Here is a 16,216-nt window from a genome sequence, read left to right as displayed (position 1 = left end):
CGTGCGAGCACCGTGATCCAGGCGTTCTCGGCGGGCGTTTCGACGCCGGGCGGAAGTGTCAGGTTCACCGCCGCGGGCTCGGCGTCCGCCGCGCAGCAACGAATGACAAATCGCGTCAGCGTCAGGCGCCCCCCGGCGGGGGACACGACGAAGCCGGTGACACGCAGCGTCTGGCCGGCCAGGGTGCGGCCGTCGTAGGCGCGCTCGACGACCTCGCGCAGCGGGAGGGTGACCGTGCCGTCGGGGCCGGGCTTCAGCGGCGCGTACGGGAGCGCGCGGGGGGCCGGCACCGTCACCGTGGCCCGGGCGGCGCTGAAGGCGCCGAGCGACGGCGGAGCGACGAGGTAGGCGACGGCGGCGGGCAGCAGCAGGAGCGCCGCGACCCGAGGTAGGCCGTGACGGTGGTGACCGCTCTGGCCGGGATCGCCGGCGCCCGCGGTGGCGGCGGGCGCGTTCTCCGGGGAGCCCTTCACAGCGGCCTCGGCGGGGTGGTCGTCGTGCCCGCCGGAGCGGGCGTAGCGGACGAGGGCCACCACGCCGAGCAGCGCGACGAGCGCCCCGGCGGCGAGCAGCGGGACGCGCATCCCGACCCGGACGTAGGACGTGTAGGCGCCGGTCTGGACCAGGCGCAGGCAGGTGATGCCGACGACCAGCAGCACCAGCCCGCCGAGCGGGCCGACCCACTCGGCGCGGAAGCCCTCGCCGGACCGGCCCGGTCCGGCGTGGCCGCCCGCTTCGGTGCTCCCGTCTGGTTCGGTGTGGCCGGCCGGCCCGGCGCGGTCGTCTGGTCCGGCGTGGCCGGGCGCCTGGGTGGTCACAGCAGGATCTCCCCGACGACGACCGCCGACAGGAGGGCGGCGAGGAAGGTCAGCGGCGCGAACCGCAGGGCGACGCGGCGGCCGAACGTCCCCGCCTGCATCGCGACGAGCTTCACGTCGACCATCGGCCCGACCACCAGGAACGCCAGCCGTGCGCTCAGCGGGAACTGGGACATGCTGGCCGCGACGAAGGCGTCCGCCTCCGAGCAGATCGCGAGCGCCACGGCCAGCGCGGCAAGAGCGAGCACGGTGAGAAACCCGGCGTCGGCGACCGCCGACAGCGCCGAGCGCGGCACGGCGACGTTGAGCGTCGCGGCGAGTCCCGCGCCGAGGACGAGAAAGCCACCGGCGTGCAGGAAGTCGTGCCCGGCGACCTCGGCGAGCCGGTTCAGCCGGTCGACGCGGCTCGGCCGCCCGGCGTGCTCGTGATGCCTCCCGCCAGGGACCGGCGTGGCGAAGGACGTGCCGAACCGGTGCCAGACCAGCCCGACCACGATGGCGGCGAGCAACGACGCGAGAAACCGCGCCACGACCACGCGCGGCGCGTTCGGAAAGGCGACGGCAGTCGCCACCAGGACGACCGGGTTGATGGCCGGAGCGGCAAGCATGAACGTCAGGGCCGCGGCCGGTGGCGCGCCGTTGTCGGCGAGCCGTTTGGCCACCGGTACCGAGCTGCACTCGCACCCGGGCAGGAACGCCCCGCACACCCCCGCGACCGGCACCGCGAGTGTCCCGCGGCGCGGAAGCACCCTGCCGAGCGCCCCGTCCGGGACGAACGCTGCCACCGCGCCGCTCACCAGCACACCGAGGGCCAGGAAAGGAAGGGCCTGGATGGTCACCGCGAGAAAGACCGTGCACCATGCCCGGACACCGGGCGTGTCGGCGTGGACTAGCCGGAGAACCAGCGGGACGGCGACCGCGGCGAGGGCGACGAGGGCGACGACCGGAATCCCCGGCCTACCGGTGGCGCCTGGCCGGCTGACAGGCGCGGCGTCCGCCGGGCGCGCGTTCTCTGTCGCCGCTTCGGTAGATACCGCGCCCGTCGCTGTGGCGGCCGACCCGCGTTCCGTCGCTGGATCGACCGGCGAGTCAGGCCGGGCGGTGGGCACGGGGCGGACTCTAGCGAGCGCCCGGATCCGCCGGCCAGCCGCTCGGGTGCCGTTCACCCACGGCTTGCCAGACGTTCGCGAGGCGGTCCAACGGCCGCATGGCCCGGCGTGGCGGGCCGCGGGGGCTCCGCGTGGCTCTCCAGGGAACCAGCGCCTGCGAGCGCGGGATGTCAGGGCTTGATCAACCGGCGATGACGTAGCCCAGCGCGCCCTCGACCACCAAGCCCTCGCAGGCCGGGTCCAGGGATACGAAGTGGTCGCCACGCCCGGTGTTGCACCGGATGATCGCCCTCGTGGCCGGTGTCGACGGCGCCGAGCCGTAGATCCAGCCGAGGACCCCCGCGACCTGTTGTCCCTCACAGTTCGAGGCCGTCGAGGTGAACGAGTCGCTCCCGGCCCAGCAGGCGTAGAGCGGGCGCGTGCCCGGCACACCACTGGACTGGTAGACCGATCCGAGCACGCCTTCGCTCTGGTAGCCGGCCGGCGCGGGACCGGTCAGGGCCGCGTGGTCGGGGCCGTTGTTGTAGCGGACGAGGGCAACCGCGGCTGGCCGAGGCGGTGCGGCAGACGCGGCCTGGTCCGGTGCCATGTTCGGCGCGGGCGTCGAGGCCGCCGCCGGTGCGCCGTCGACCTGGCCGGGCTGTCCCGCGGCCACCGACGCCCGGGGCGGCGCCGCCTGAGTCGGCGGCATTGCCGCCGCCGCACCACCGCCGGTGGCCCCGGCGGACGGGAACCGACCGCTCGGCGATCCGGCCAGCGGTCCGGCGGACTGGCTGCCGCCTTTCGCGGCGGCGGTCCGGAGCTGCTCCGGACCGAGAGCGCTTTGATCCTTGTCGCGGTCGCTCGGGCCGTACTTCACCAGGAGCGCGGCCGCGGCGCCGACGATGAGGATGACGGCCGCGGCGACCAAGGGGAGCTGGTTGCGCAGCCCGGTTCGGCGGTCGTGACGGTCCCGGGTCCGATCCACCGGCCGGTCGGCCGCCGCGGACGGTCCCGCCTGGGCCTGAGCCGAGACCGGAGGCTGATCTGGAATCTGGGGTGGCGGTGATGGCGTCGGCGGGATCCAGGAGCCGTCCATCGCCAGACGGGTGGCGTGCTCGGCCTCGGCAAGGCTGGTGACCTCGGCGCCGAGGAGGGCGGAGACCGCTTCGACCGCGCTGGGCCGGCGGGCCGGGTCCTTGTCGAGCGCATGCACCAGCAGTGGAATGAGGTGCTCCGGGACGTCTGTCAGGTCAGGGTGGTCCTGCAACATCCGGATCGCCGTCGCGGCGGGCGCCTCGGCCGGGAAGGGATGCCGGCCGCGGGCGGCGAAGGCCACACACATGGCCCAGGCGAAGATGTCTGCTGGCGGTCCGGCCCGCTCCCCCCGCAGCTGTTCAGGGGCCATCCAGGCGACCGTGCCGAGAACGGCACCCGTGCTGGTGTGGACGGTGCCGTCGAGTGCGCGGGCGATGCCGAAGTCAATGATCTTCGGCCCTTCCCGGCCGAGCAGGATGTTCGACGGCTTGAGGTCTCGGTGCACCAGGCCGGCGGCGTGCACCGAGGCCAGGGCGTTCGCCAGCCCGCTGCTGACGCCGGTGAGCATGGCGCCATCGAGGTGGCCCCGCCTGGCGACCGCGGCGGTCAGGGTCACCCCGTCGACGTACTCCGTCGCCATCCACGGAGACTCCGCGTCGACGTCAGCGTCCAGAACCTCGGCGACGAAAGGGCCGCGCACCCGGCGGGCGGCGGCGACCTCGCGGCGGAACCGTTCCCGGAACTCGACGTCGTTCACCAGGTCAGGCCGGATGACCTTGACCGCCGCCGGCCGCCCGTCCGGGTCGAATCCCAGGTAGACGGCACCCATACCGCCGGAGCCGAGTCGTCCCTGGATCCGATACCGCCCCACGACGCCGGGGTCGGTATCGGTCAGCGTTGCCAGCATCCGGCCTCCTCGCGGGACAGGGAAACGACTGGTATCGCAGCCTAACCATCCGATGTGGACGATCTGTCGCGGGGGAAAGGCAGATCGCGTTGTCCGCTGGCGCACCAATGTCCGTCGGGATTCCCCATGACGACCGGACGCTCGTAGCCGGGCATGCCAGAGGGCGGCCGGGCCGCGGGGGTGCCCCCCGCCCCGGCCCCCGAATATGGGGGGGGGCCGGGCCGCGGGGGTGCCCGCGGCCCGGCCGCCCTCATGATGACGGGGCCGGCTGGCCGGTGAGGACCGCCTAGTTGGCGGACTTGATGGTGGTCTTCATCTGGTCGAGGTTGACCAGGATCGGGTACCCGGCGACGGACAGGGCGTTGCCGTGGCCGGTCTGGTGGACGTCGAAGACCGACTGGATCGCCGCGTAGAAGCCCTGCACGTCGAGGGTCTGGTTGACGGCGCGCTTGGCCTGGCGCAGGCCGAACGACGGCATCGCGGCGATCTGCTCCGCGAGCACCCTGGTCTCCTTGTCGAGGTCAGCGCGTGGCACGACCTTGTTCACCATGCCGACCTTCTCCGCCTCCTCGGCGGTGATCGCCCGGCCGGTGAAGAGGATCTCCTTGGCCTTGCGCGCCCCGAGCTCCCAGGTGTGGCCGTGGTACTCGACGCCGCCGATGCCCATCGCGACCACCGGGTCGGAGAACTTCGCGTCGTCCGCCGCGACGATCAGGTCGCACGGCCAGCACAGCAGCAGCGCGCCGGCGATGCAGCGGCCCTGGACCGCGGCGATCGACGGCTTCGGGATGTTGCGCCAGCGCAGCGAGAACTCCAGGTAGCGCCGGGCCTCGACCTGGTAGATGTGCTCAAGCGTCATCTTCGCGGGCACCGGGGTGGAGGGGTCCGGCTTCAGGTCGTGGCCGGCGGAGAAGTGCTTGCCCTCGCCGCGCAGGATGATGACCTTCACATCCGGGTCTTCGGCCGCCTTGACCCAGGCGTCGTTGAGCTCCTCCAGAAGAGGGCCGTTCTGCGCGTTGGCGGCTTCCGGCCGGTTTAACGTGATCGTCGCGATGTTGTCGGCGACGTCGTAGAGAATGTACAAGTCAGTACTCCCATGACCGTTCGGCTGGTGGGCCGACGGGTGTGCGAAAATGATCTTTCTTCGCGCGCCCGGCCGGGGTTCCTACCGGATCGCGAAGCGATCTGGTAGGTCTGCGTTGTCCTCAGGGCCACTGACGGATCAGCCCCGGGGCAGGCCGAGGACCCGCTCGGCGACAATCGTGCGCTGGATCTCGGACGTTCCGCCAGCGATGGTGCCGGAGAAGCTGCGCGCGTACCGCTCGAACCAGCTCCCGTAGAACCAGTCGAGGTTCAGGTGCTCGAACGGCCTGGTCTGCCCGTCGCGGGCCAGCCCCGCGGAACCCTGGGCGAGCAGCGCCTGCCGGGTGGCCGTGCGGACCGACTCCGAGCCGAACAGCTTGAGCACCGAGATCGAGGCCACGTCCTCCTCGCCGCGCGCGGCCCGGGCCAGCGCGGCGGAGCCGAGCAGCCGCAGCGCCTGCGCGTCCATCGCGAGGGTGGCGTATCGGTCGCGGTCCAGCGTCGTCGTCGGGCGGAAGTCGTCGACCAGTTCGTCGAGCCGCTCGGCGAAGCTGAGCCACAGCATCGTGCGCTCATGGCCCAATGAGCCGTTCGCGACGTGCCAGCCCTTGTTCAGCTGGCCGATCAGGTTCTCCGCCGGGACCCGGACGTCGTCGAAGAAGACCTCGTTGAAGTCGAGGTCGTCCGCGCCCACGATCGAGCCGAACGGCCGGCGGGTGATGCCCGGGAGGTCGGTCGGGATCACCAGGACGCTGATGCCCTTGTGCTTGGGCGCGTCCGGGTCGGTACGCACGAACGTAAGCAGGATGTCCGCGTCGTGCGCGCCGGAGGTCCAGATCTTCTGCCCGTTGACCACGAAGTGGTCGCCGTCGAGCACCGCCCGGGTGCGCAGCCCGGCGAGGTCGGAGCCCGCGCCCGGCTCGCTCATGCCGAGCGCCGCGGTGATCTCGGCCTTGAGGATCGGCACCGCCCAGCGCTTCCTCTGCTCCTCGGTGCCGAACGTGAGCAGGGAGGCGGCGATGATGCCGAGGCCCTGCGGGTTGAAGCTGTGGTAAATGTGCCGGCTGCCCAGCTCCTCCAGGTGGACGAACTGCTGCAGCAGCGTGGCGTTCCGACCGCCGTACTCGGGCGGGTTGCCCGGCAGCAGCCAGCCGTTGTCGAACAGCAGCCGCTGCCAGCGCCTCGTCCACGCCGGCATGTGCGCGGTGGAGGTGGGCCGCTCGGCGGCCTCCTCGACGCTGGGCAGGTTCGCGTCGAGGAAGGCCGCGAACTCGGCGCGGAACGCCTCGACGTCGTCGTCAAACCGCAGCCGCATGGCGCTCCTCCGAGGTGATGCTGGCCGCCGGGGTCACCGCGTCGGCGTCGAGCAGCGCGGCGGCGACCCTGGCCCGGTGGACGTCGGCGCCGCCGAGCAGCAACTCGCCGGACAGCGCCCGCTTCAGCGCGAACTGCAGGTCGTTCTCCCAGGTGAAGCCCATGCCGCCGAACAGCTGGAAGCCGTTCTCGAACACGACCGTCGTGCACTCGCCGGCGGCCGCCTTGGCCATCGCGGCGGCGGTCGCGCGCCGCGGGTCCTGTTCGGCGATCGTCAGCGCGGCGAAGTAGGCGAGCGCGGTCGCGCGTTCGATCGCCACGTGCATGTCGACGGCCTTGTGCTTGACGGCCTGGAACGAGCCGATCGGGACGCCGAACTGCTGGCGGGTGCGCACGTGATCGAGCGTGAGATCCAGAACCCGCCGGCAGGCGCCCACCATGGTCAGCGCGAGGCCGGTGAGCGCGATGTCGCGGGCGAGGTCGACGTCGGCGCCGGTCCGGCTCTCCTCGCCGACCCTGACCTGCCAGAAGCTGACGTCGGCGACGTGCAGCAGCGGGTCGAAGGCGTTCTCGCGGTGGACCGTCGCCTCGGAGGCGGGCACGGTGAACACCCCGGCGTCGGTGACCACAGCGAACCAGTCGGCGCGGTCGCCGTCGAGGACGTGGTGGCCGGTGCCGTCGAGGATCCAGCCCTCGTCGCCGTGCGGGTCACGGTGGGCGGTGACGCCCTCGAGGACGGCGGTGCCGGTCTGGTCACCGGAGACGACGCCCGGGGCGAGCGGGGTGAACCAGGTCATGGTCGCCAGGTAGGGCGTAGGGTCGGTGGCCCGGCCGAGCTCCTCGAGCAGGATCGCGAGCTCGACCGCCTCTGTCGTCTCGGTCAGCTCGGTCCAGCCGAGGCCGGTGTAGGTCCGCCACAGCGGCCCCGGATCCGCGCCCTGGTCGGCGACGGAACGGACCAGCGCGGGCGGGCACTCCTTCGCGAGGACATCGCGGACGGTCGTGCGCCACAGCTGCTGGTCGGAGTCCAGCTCAAAGAGCATGCCGGCTCCCGACGGTTGGTGGGTTCTCAGCCACGGAGGGCCTCCTGACGGTATTCCGCCCGGACCCGATGGAGAATAACATTCTCCGAAGACGGAAGCAGCGGTCTCGCGGGTGGCGCGGGGGATGGGAGCAAAGAGCGCACGTGGCTGGACGCAGGGTGAGGAGTACGTTCTACTCATGGCGCAGGACCAGGAGCTTGCTTTGAGCACGCTGAGTGACGAGCCAGCTTGGAAGCAGCGTGCCGTCGAGCGCTCTACCAAGGCCGCGCGCCTGCGCGCCGAGCGCAAGGTGCAGCAGTTCCTCGAGGCCGCCCAAGAGATCATCCTGGAGAAGGGGTCGACCGACTTCACCGTACAGGAGGTCGTCGACCGGTCGCACCAGTCGCTGCGCAGCTTCTACCAGCACTTCGGCGGCAAGCACGAGCTGCTGCTGGCGCTGTTCGAGAACGCCCTGCGCCGCTCCGCGGACGAGATCCGCGCCGCGGCGGCGGCCGAGGTCGACCCGCTGGCCGGGCTCGAGGTCGGCATCCGGATGCTGTTCGAGAGCTCGCTGCCGGATCCGTCCACCCGCCACCCGCTGTTCACGGACTTCGCCACGCAGCTGCTGATGACCTACCCGGCCGAGGTCAGGTCCGCGCACGAGCCGATGCTCAGCGTGTTCGCGGAGCTGATGACCCGCGTCGACGCGGTCGGCCAGCTGCGGACGAGCCTGCGCCCGCGCCGGGCGGCCGCGATGGTCATGCAGTCGGTGATGTTCCTCGCCCAGTCGACCGCGGTCGCGGGGGAGAGCGAGGGCGCCCACCCGCTCACGACGGACGAGGTGTGGGACTTCTGCTCGGGAGGGTTCGCCCGCCACGCCGAGGGGTGACGGGCGAACCCCGGGCCGCCGGACTGCCGGCTCAGGACTGCTGGTTCAGGGCCACCACCTGCTGCGGGGTGATGACTTCTCCGCAGATGGCCGTGGAGCTGGTCGGCTCGAACCTGGAGCCGTCTTTGCTGATCTTGATGGCGTAGTAACAGGTCGAGGTCTCGCGGAAGTTGGTGGACAGGTCGATGCTGGTCTCGGGGGTTATCCCGGCGCCGTCGTAGTCCTTGACGGCACGCAGGCCGGTGATGAAGGACTCCCGGGTGGGGCATTTCCCGGCGGCTTCGAGGCCGCGGACGAACAGGTCGGCCGAGACCCAGCCGTTCACCGCGGGGTCCTGGGCCGGCGGCTGGATCTCGGGGGCGTAGTCGCTCATCGCCTGCTTGAATTTCTGCTGGCCGGCGGTATTGAGCTCGAAGGGCTGGATCGAGGTGAAGATGGACGTGCCGGCGAGCGTGGGGCCGAACTGGGTGAGGGTGCTGCCGTCGTAGCCGGTCGGCATCAGGACGACCCTGAGGTTGACGCCGAGCTTGGTGAGCTCGGGGAGCAGTTTGGCGGTCGCGTCCGGGAGCAGGACGCCCGCGAGAGTGTCGATGTTGTTCGCCTTGATCTGTTCGGCGACCGTCTGGTAGCTCGTGATCTCGGTGACGTTGAACGTCTTGACGACCTTGATGTCGGCTGTCTTCAGGCTCGCGGCGACCTGCTGGGTGAAGCCTCCGCTCGAGGCGCTCGAGCCGAGCGCGAAGAGGGCCGCGCGGGTTCCGCCCTGGCCGCGGACGTATTTTCCCCAGGTGGTGCTGGAGCCGTCTCCGAGGTAGAACCAGGAGAACATGTTGCTCATCCCCAGCCAGACCGGGGCGCTGGCCAGGCCGGTGACCGGGATGCCGCGTTCCCGTAACAGCTCGGCCGGTTCCTGACTGCCGCCGGGCGCGTAGACGAGCCCGAAGACTTTCTCCTGGTCGAGGAGTTCCTTGACCATGGGCTCGTCGCGCGCGGGGTCGCCCCCGTCGTCGCGCCAGGCGTAGGTGACCTTGCGGCCGTAGACGCCGCCGTTCTCGCCGTTGGCGACGTGGAGGCGGGCGTCCACACCGGCCCGGAAGGCCCGCAGGGCGTCGGCCCCCGGCCCGGTGTCGTTCCAGACCATGCCGGCCTTGACCTCGGTGGGCGTGATGCCGGGCACCGTCGCCGAGCACGCCCCGCCCGCCCCGTTCGCGCCGCCTCCGCCACAAGCGGCCAGGGAGGCGGCCAGTCCACCCGCGCTGAACGCGACCGCCGCGGCCCGCATTAATCGGTTGCTGGGCGGTAATAACACGCCGCGTCGCCGCCGGTATATCGCGGCTGTACCCGCCCGGGCGGGTAAGCGTCCATGGCGCGCGCAGGAGCCGCGCATGGACGCGGCCTCGGTCCTGCGCCGGAGAAAGTGGGTCTGGTGCGCCGACGCGGCGACCCGGGTGCGGCTGGCTCTTGTCATGGACGCCGATAGTAATGAGCGCTCACCCAGCGAGGTGCCCGGGGCGCCGGTTTTGCCGGCGCCCCGGCCCGGTGCGCGTGATTCTCGCCCGGCCGCCCCCACCAAGGAGACGGCCGGGCTGTTCCCGAACCGTCAGGGCTGCTGGTTCAGGGCGGTCATCTGCGCTGGGGTGATGACGTCTCCGCAGGTGGCCGTGGAGCTGGTCGGTTCGAATGCGGTGCCATCTTTGTTGATCTTGATGGCGTAGTAGCAGGTCGAGGTCTCGTGGAGGTTGGTGGACAGGTCGATGCTGGTGTCGGGGGTCAGGCCGGCGCCGTCGTAGTCCTTGACGGCACGCAGGCCGGTGATGAAGGACTCCCGGGTGGGGCATTTCCCGGCGGCTTCGAGGCCGCGGATGAACAGGTCCGCCGAGATCCACCCGTCCACGGCAAGGTCCTGCGTCGGCGGTTGGATCTCAGGGGCGTAGTCGCTCATCGCCCGCACGAACGCCTGCTGGCCGGGGGTGTTCAGCTCGAACGGCTGGGTGGCGGTGAAGATGGTCACGCCGGCGATCGAGCGGCCGAACTGGGTGAGATTGCTGTTGTCGTAGCCCAGCGGCATCACCGCGACCTTGAGGCTGCCGCCGAGGGTGACGCCGAGCTTGGCCAGCTCGGGGAGCAGCTTGGCGGCCGCGTCCGGGAGCAGGACGCCGGAAAGGGCGTCGATGTTGTTCGCCTTGATCTGCTCGGCGAGGGTCCGGTAGCTCGTGATCTGGCCGGTGAGGAACGTCTTGACGACCTTGACGTTGTTTGCCTTCAGGCTCGCCGTGATCTGCGAGGCGAAGTCTCCGTTCCCGGCGGTCTGGGCCGTCGAGAAGAGGGCCGCGCGGGTGCCGCCCTGGTCATGGATGTACTTGCCCCAGGTGGTGCTGGAGCCATCTCCGAGGTAGAACCACGAGAACATGTTGTTCATCCCCAGCCAGACCGGGTCGCTCGCGATGCCGGTGACCGGGATGTTGCGCTCCTGCAGGAACTTGGCCGAGTCCCGCCCCCCGCCGGGGGCGTAGATGAGCCCGAAGATCTTCTCCTGGTCGAGCAGCTCCTGGACCATGGGCACGTTGAGTGCCGGGTCGCCCTGGTCGTCGCGCCAGGCGTAGGTGATCTTGCGGCCGTAGACGCCGCCGTCCTTCTCGTTGGCGACGTGGAGACGGGCATCCACGCCGGCCCGGAAGGAACGCATGGTGGCAGCCCCCGGCCCGGAGTCAGTCCAGACCATCCCGGCCTTGACGCCGGTGGGTGTGATGCCGGGCACCGTGGCCGAGCACGCCCCGCCAGCTCCGCTCGCGCCTCCGTTGCCGCAGGCAGTCAGGGAGGCGGCGAGGCCGCCGGCGCTGACCGCGAGGGCGACCGCTTTCGATAATCGCTTGCTGGTGGGCAGCGGCATACTGCGGCTCCTTCGGCATTTCCTTCGGCATTGTCGCGGCGGTGGCCGCCCGGATGGGCGACCGCCCGCTGTGCAAGAGAAGCCTCCCGCCGACGCCGGCCCGGTATCGCGCCGGAGATGAGAATCCGACGCGGCGGGCGTGCCGGCCCAGGTGCGGCTGGCTCCTCCTAGTGACGTCGATAGTAGTAAGCACTTACCCCCGCGGGGGGGGGGGGGGGCCCCCCGCCCCCCCCCCCCCCCCCCCCGGGGCCATCCCCCCGGGGGGGCCCGGGGCCGGCGGGGCGGGCGGGCGCCCCGGAGCCGGTGCGCGGGATTCGCGGGGCCGCCTGCACCAGGAGGCCGGCCGGGCCGTTCCGTGACCCGTCAGTGATCCTGGGGACAACGGCCGCCGGGTGTGCGAAGGAAGATCATTTTCGCACACCCTTTGGCCCTCTAGGGCTGCTGGTTCAGCGCGGCCATCTGCTCCGGGGTGATGACGTCTCCGCAGGTGGCCGTGGAGCTGCTGGGTTCGAACCTGGAGCCGTCTTTGCTGATCTTTATGGCGAAGTAGCAGGTCGAGATCTCGCGGTAGTTCGTTGACAGATCATTGCTGGTGTTGGGGGTCAGGCCGGCGCCATCGTAGTCCTTGACGGCGCGCAGGCCGCTGATGAAGGACTCCCTGGTCGGGCATTTCCCCGCGGCCTGCAGGCCGTGGATGAACAGGTCGGCGGAGATCCAGCCATTCACCGCCTGGTCCTGGGTCGGTGGCTGGATCTCGGGGGCGTAGTCGCTCATCGCCTGCTTGAACTTCTGCTGGCCGGCGGTGTTGAGCTCGAAGGGCTGGACCGAGGTGAAGATCGACGCACCGGCGAGCGCCGCGCCGTATGTCGCCAGGCTGCTGTTGTTGTAGCCCAGGGGCATCAGTGCGACCTTGAGGCTGCCGCCGAGGGTGATGCCGATCTTGGCGAGCTCGGGGAGCAGCTTGGCGGCGGCGTCCGGGAGGAGGACACCGGTGAGGGTGTCGATGTCTTCCGCCTTGATCTGCTGGGCCACTGCCTGGTAGCTCGTGATCTGGCTGGTGGGGAACGTCTTGATGACCTGGACGTTGTTGGCCTTCAGGCTGGCCACCACCTGTTGCGTGTAGTCCCCGTTGGTGGCGCTCGCGCTGATCGCGAAGACGCCCGCGCGGGTGCCGCCCTGCTCGCGGACGTATTTACCGAGGGACGTGCTGGAACCATTCCCGAGGTAGAACCACGAGAACATGTTGTTCATCCCCAGCCAGACCGGGTCGCTGGCGAGGCCGGTGACGGGGATGTTGCGTTCCTGCAGGAGCTTGGCTGAGTCGCTGCCGCCGCCGGGAGCGTAGATGAGCCCGAAGATCTTCTCCTGGTCAAGGAGCTCCTGGACCATGGACACATTGAGGACGGGGTCGGCCTGGTCGTCGCGCCAGGCGTAGGTGACCTTGCGGCCGTAGACGCCGCCGTCCTCCTCGTTGGCGACGTGGAGGCGCGCGTCCACGCCGGCCCGGAAGGAACGCATGGTTTCCGCCCCCGGCCCGGTGTCGCTCCAGACCATCCCGGCCTTGACCTCGGTGGGCGTGATGCCGGGCACCGTGGCCGAGCACGCCCCGCCCGCTCCGCTCGCGCCTCCCTGGCCGCAGGCGGTCAGGGAGGCGGCCAGGCCGCTGGCGCTGACCGCAAGCGTGGCTGCTCTTATTAGTCGGCTTTTCGCCGGCGATAACATGCCGCGGCTCCTTCGGCGTATCGCGACGGTGCCTGCCCGGGTGGTCAGGTGTCCGCCGTCCAGGGAGAGTCGCCCATCGACGCAATCTCTGCCTGCGCCGAAAACGATGATCCTGACGCGACGTCGCGTCAGGACCGGGGCGGTTTCTCCTCTTGTATACGTCAAGAGTAGTGAGCGGGTACTCGACAGGTCTTCGGGAGGCCGGAAGGTGCTGGCGTCCCGAAGACCGTACACGGAATTTTACCGGCCAGCCCCCACCAAAGGGCCAGCCGGGTTGCCTCTGCGGCCGTCAGTGCTGCTGGTTCAGGGCGGCCATCTGCTCCGGGCTGATGACGCTTCCACACATGGCCGTGGTACTGGTCGGCTCGAACTTGGAGCCGTCCGAGCTGACCTTGATGGCGTAGTAGCAGGTCGAGGTCTGGCGGAAGTTCGTGGACAGATCGTTGCTGGCGTCGGGGGTCATTCCCGCGCCGTCGTAGTCCTTCACGGCGCGCAGGCCGCTGATGAAGGACTCCCTGGTGGGGCATTTTCCCGCGGCCTGCAGGCCGTGGATGAACAGGTCGGCGGAGATCCAGCCGTCGACGGCCATGTCCTGGGTCGGCGGTTGGATCTCGGGGGCGTAGTCGCTCATCGCCTGCTTGAACTTCTGCTGGCCGGCGGTGTTGAGCTCGAAGGGCTGGATGGCGGTGAAGATGGAAGCACCGGCGAGCGCCGCGCCGTATGTTGTCAGGTTGCTGTTGCTGTAGCCCAGCGGCATCTGGGCAACCTTGAGGCTGCCGCCGAGGGTGATGCCGATCTTGGCGAGCTCGGGGAGCAGCTTGGCGGCCGCGTCCGGGAGCAGAACGCCCGCGAGGGCGTCGATGTTGTTCGCCTTGATCTGCTGGGCGACGGTCTGCCAGCTGGTGATCTCACCGGTGTAGAACATCTTGACGACCTTGACGTCGTTCGCCTTCAGGCTCGCCACGATCTGCTGGGTGAAGTCCCCGTTCGTGGCGTTCGTGTCGATCGCGAAGACGCCCGCGCGGGTGCCGCCCTGGTCATGGACGAACTTTCCCCAGGTTGTGCTGGAGCCGTCCCCGAGATACACCCACGAGAACATGTTGTTCATCCCCAGCCAGACCGGGTCGCTTCCCAGGCCGGTGACGGGGATGTTCCGTTCCTGCAGGAGCTTGGCCGACTGCGTGCCGGCGCCGGGGGAGTAGATGAGCCCGAAGATCTTCTCCTGGTCGAGGAGCTCCTGGACGGCGCTCAGGTTGAGCTGCTGGTCTGCCTGGTCGTCGCGCCAGGCATAGGTGATCTTGCGGCCGTAGACGCCGCCGTCCTCCTCGTTGGCGACGTGGAGGCGGGCGTCCACGCCGGCCCGGAAGGAGCGCATGGTTTCCGCCGCCGGCCCGGTATCGCTCCAGACCATCCCGGCCTTGACCTCGGTGGGGGTGATGCCGGGCGTCGTGGTCGAGCAGGACCCTCCCGCTCCCTCCGCGGCCGACTGGTCACCGCAGGCGACCAGTGATGCGGCCAGACCGCTGGCGCTCACCGCGAGCGCCGCCGTTCTCACTAATCGAGTTCTAACTGGCGACCTCATGCCGCGTCTCCTTTGACGTGTCGCGGCGATACCGGCCCGGGTGGGCAGGCGTCCGCCATGCGGGGGAGGGCCGCACGCCGACGCAGCCGCGGTCTTGCGCCGACGGAGGGGGATCCGGCGCGGCGGTGTGTCGGTTCGGGCGCGGCTGGCCCTTCCTAGTGAGGCCGATAGTAGTGAACTCTTAATCCACATGAGGCCGAAGCACGGGCAAATGCCGTCGTTCGGAGTCGGTACGCGGAATTTCCCTGGATCCCGCCCGCCCGCAGTGCGCGGAGTGACCGATCGGCGCCGGTCCGGCGGCCCCATCAGGGCTGCTGGTTCAGGGCGTTCATCTGCTCCTGGCTGATCGCGGCGCCGCATTCGGGCTGGCTGCCGGCCTCGAACTTGCTCCCGTCCTGGCTGACCTTGATGGCGTAGTAGCAGACCGAGATATCCCGGTAGTTTGTTGACAGGTCGTTGGTGTTCTGTGGGGTCATTCCGGCGCCGTCGTAGTCCTTCACGGCGCGCAGTCCGGAGATGAACGACTCCCTGGTCGGACACTCACCGGCGGCGCGCAGGCCGCGGATGAACAGGTCGGCCGAGAGCCAGCCGTCGACCGCGCTGTCCTGCGTCGGCGGCTGGACCTCCGGGGAGTAGTTGTTCATCGCCTGCCTGAACGTCCGCTGCCCTGGCGTGTTGACCTCGAAGGGCATGATGGCCGTGAAGATCGACACGCCGGCGAGCGACTGTCCATACGTCGCCAGGCTGCTGCTGTCGTAGCCCAGCGGCATCAGGGCGACCTTGAGGCCGCCGCCGAGGGTCACGCCGATCTTGCGAAGCTCGGTCAGCACGCTCGCCGCCGCGTCCGGGAGCAGGACGCCGCCGATGGCGTCGATGTGGTCCGCCTTGATCTGCTGCGCGACGCTCCGGTAGTCGGTCACCGCGCTGGTGGACTGGAACGTCCTGACGACCTGGATGCCGTTGGCCTTCAGGCTCGCCACGTACTGGTGGTTGAAGTCGTTGTTGGACGCGCTCGTGCCGACGACGAACACGCCCACGCGGGTCCCGCCCTGGTCGTGGATGTACTTGCCCCAGGTGGTCGCGGAACCGGTGCCCAGGTAGAACCACGAGAACATGTTGTTCTTGCCGAGCCAGCTCGGGTCGCTTGCCAGGCCCATCACCGGGATCTTCTGCTGGCCGAGCCAGTCCACCGAGGCGGCACCGCTCGCGCTGGGCATCGCGATCATCCCGAACACATGCTCGTTGTTGACGAGATCCTGGGTGCCGCTCAGGTTGAGCGCCTGGTCCGCCTGGTCGTCCCGCCAGGCGTAGGTGAGTGTGCGGCCGAAGATGCCGCCCTCCTCATCATTGACGCTCCCGAACCGGGCGTCCACGCCTGCCCGGAAGGCGCGCATGCTGGCGGCGGACGGGCCTGAGTCGCTCCAGATCATGCCGGCCTTGACCTGGGTGGGCGTGATACCCGGCACCGAGGTCTTGCAGCCCGCGCCGGCGGATGTGCTGCCGCCCGAGCCGCCGCAGGCGGCCAGGCCGATGGCCAGGCTGCTGGCGCCGACCGCCAGCGCGGTGGTCCGCAGCGCCCGCCGACGAAGAGGTAACGACATTGCGGAAAATCTCCTCTGGCGAGAATGCCGGCCGCCCGGCCTTGTGGGCCTCGCGCCCGTCACCTTGGAGGCCCGGCGCCGATCGCGGCGTTCCGCGTGTCATGGCGAAGAGCGCGGCAACGTTCTGCCGCGGCCCCGGGTCTCCTTTTGGCATCGATATCGGCGCCAATGCTATCGACCACACTGCCTGGCAGCAGAAAGGGGGGGCCCGCGCCACCCCGGGGCCCCCCACCCCACCACGGCAGGCGCGCCCCCCAAGAAA

At 70.2% G+C, this 16,216-nt stretch carries 12 protein-coding genes; 1 reads left to right on the top strand and 11 read right to left on the bottom strand.

Annotated elements, in window-relative coordinates; translation table 11 throughout:
• The 6 genes from QOZ89_RS31540 to QOZ89_RS31515 all read right to left on the bottom strand — a co-directional run.
• On the bottom strand, positions 1 to 818 hold an 818-nt coding region (locus QOZ89_RS31540), incomplete at its 3' end, for a TIGR03943 family putative permease subunit (protein ID WP_312627303.1).
• Positions 815 to 1,984: a permease gene (locus QOZ89_RS31535; protein ID WP_083418278.1), complete on the bottom strand. Its 1,170-nt coding sequence runs from the start codon at positions 1,982 to 1,984 to the stop codon at positions 815 to 817. The genes QOZ89_RS31540 and QOZ89_RS31535, both read right to left, overlap by 4 nt.
• A 124-nt stretch (positions 1,985 to 2,108) precedes the next feature.
• On the bottom strand, positions 2,109 to 3,851 hold the full coding sequence (locus QOZ89_RS31530) for a serine/threonine-protein kinase (RefSeq protein WP_071047496.1): 1,743 nt from the start codon (positions 3,849 to 3,851) through the stop codon (positions 2,109 to 2,111).
• 286 nt (positions 3,852 to 4,137) lie between these two features.
• Positions 4,138 to 4,935 (bottom strand): enoyl-CoA hydratase, encoded by a 798-nt coding sequence (locus QOZ89_RS31525; RefSeq protein ID WP_071047495.1) that lies wholly within the window; start codon positions 4,933 to 4,935, stop codon positions 4,138 to 4,140.
• Between the two features lie 138 nt (positions 4,936 to 5,073).
• A complete protein-coding gene (locus QOZ89_RS31520; protein ID WP_071047494.1) occupies positions 5,074 to 6,249 on the bottom strand; it encodes an acyl-CoA dehydrogenase family protein in 1,176 nt (391 codons plus the stop codon).
• Positions 6,233 to 7,291: an acyl-CoA dehydrogenase family protein gene (locus QOZ89_RS31515; RefSeq protein ID WP_071047493.1), complete on the bottom strand. Its 1,059-nt coding sequence runs from the start codon at positions 7,289 to 7,291 to the stop codon at positions 6,233 to 6,235. Before QOZ89_RS31515 ends, QOZ89_RS31520 begins: the two co-directional genes overlap by 17 nt.
• 202 nt (positions 7,292 to 7,493) lie before the next feature.
• On the opposite strand from QOZ89_RS31515, the gene QOZ89_RS31510 reads away from it, so the two are divergent.
• On the top strand, positions 7,494 to 8,159 hold the full coding sequence (locus tag QOZ89_RS31510) for a TetR/AcrR family transcriptional regulator (protein ID WP_071047615.1): 666 nt from the start codon (positions 7,494 to 7,496) through the stop codon (positions 8,157 to 8,159).
• A 31-nt stretch (positions 8,160 to 8,190) separates the two neighbouring features.
• Here the strand turns inward: QOZ89_RS31510 and QOZ89_RS31505 are convergent, their stop codons facing one another.
• The 5 genes from QOZ89_RS31505 to QOZ89_RS31485 form a co-directional block, all read right to left on the bottom strand.
• Positions 8,191 to 9,441, bottom strand: a complete 1,251-nt coding sequence (locus QOZ89_RS31505) for an ABC transporter substrate-binding protein (protein WP_071047492.1) — start codon at positions 9,439 to 9,441, stop codon at positions 8,191 to 8,193.
• Between the two features lie 318 nt (positions 9,442 to 9,759).
• Positions 9,760 to 11,049, bottom strand: a complete 1,290-nt coding sequence (locus QOZ89_RS31500; RefSeq protein WP_071047491.1) for an ABC transporter substrate-binding protein — start codon at positions 11,047 to 11,049, stop codon at positions 9,760 to 9,762.
• 432 nt (positions 11,050 to 11,481) lie between these two features.
• A complete protein-coding gene (locus QOZ89_RS31495; RefSeq protein ID WP_071047490.1) occupies positions 11,482 to 12,771 on the bottom strand; it encodes an ABC transporter substrate-binding protein in 1,290 nt (429 codons plus the stop codon).
• A gap of 289 nt (positions 12,772 to 13,060) precedes the next feature.
• Positions 13,061 to 14,353 (bottom strand): ABC transporter substrate-binding protein, encoded by a 1,293-nt coding sequence (locus QOZ89_RS31490; RefSeq protein WP_312627294.1) that lies wholly within the window; start codon positions 14,351 to 14,353, stop codon positions 13,061 to 13,063.
• Positions 14,354 to 14,658: 305 nt separating this feature from the next.
• Positions 14,659 to 15,954, bottom strand: coding sequence for an ABC transporter substrate-binding protein (locus QOZ89_RS31485; RefSeq protein ID WP_312627293.1), 1,296 nt, complete (start codon positions 15,952 to 15,954; stop codon positions 14,659 to 14,661).
• Between the last annotated feature and the right edge of the window lie 262 nt (positions 15,955 to 16,216).

Source organism: Pseudofrankia coriaricola (genome assembly GCF_032027725.1).
Classification (GTDB): Bacteria; Actinomycetota; Actinomycetes; order Frankiales; family Frankiaceae; genus Pseudofrankia.
This window is presented reverse-complemented; position numbering and strand designations above follow the sequence as displayed.

What these genes read in the sequence shown, in the direction of transcription:
- QOZ89_RS31530 (WP_071047496.1), bottom strand. Translation starts at nt 3,851, where the DNA reads ATGCTGGCAACGCTGACCGATACCGACCCCGGCGTCGTGGGGCGGTAT.
- QOZ89_RS31520 (WP_071047494.1), bottom strand. Translation starts at nt 6,249, where the DNA reads ATGCGGCTGCGGTTTGACGACGACGTCGAGGCGTTCCGCGCCGAGTTC.
- QOZ89_RS31515 (WP_071047493.1), bottom strand. Translation starts at nt 7,291, where the DNA reads ATGCTCTTTGAGCTGGACTCCGACCAGCAGCTGTGGCGCACGACCGTC.
- QOZ89_RS31505 (WP_071047492.1), bottom strand. Translation starts at nt 9,441, where the DNA reads ATGCGGGCCGCGGCGGTCGCGTTCAGCGCGGGTGGACTGGCCGCCTCC.
- QOZ89_RS31500 (WP_071047491.1), bottom strand. Translation starts at nt 11,049, where the DNA reads ATGCCGCTGCCCACCAGCAAGCGATTATCGAAAGCGGTCGCCCTCGCG.
- QOZ89_RS31495 (WP_071047490.1), bottom strand. Translation starts at nt 12,771, where the DNA reads ATGTTATCGCCGGCGAAAAGCCGACTAATAAGAGCAGCCACGCTTGCG.
- QOZ89_RS31490 (WP_312627294.1), bottom strand. Translation starts at nt 14,353, where the DNA reads ATGAGGTCGCCAGTTAGAACTCGATTAGTGAGAACGGCGGCGCTCGCG.
- QOZ89_RS31485 (WP_312627293.1), bottom strand. Translation starts at nt 15,954, where the DNA reads ATGTCGTTACCTCTTCGTCGGCGGGCGCTGCGGACCACCGCGCTGGCG.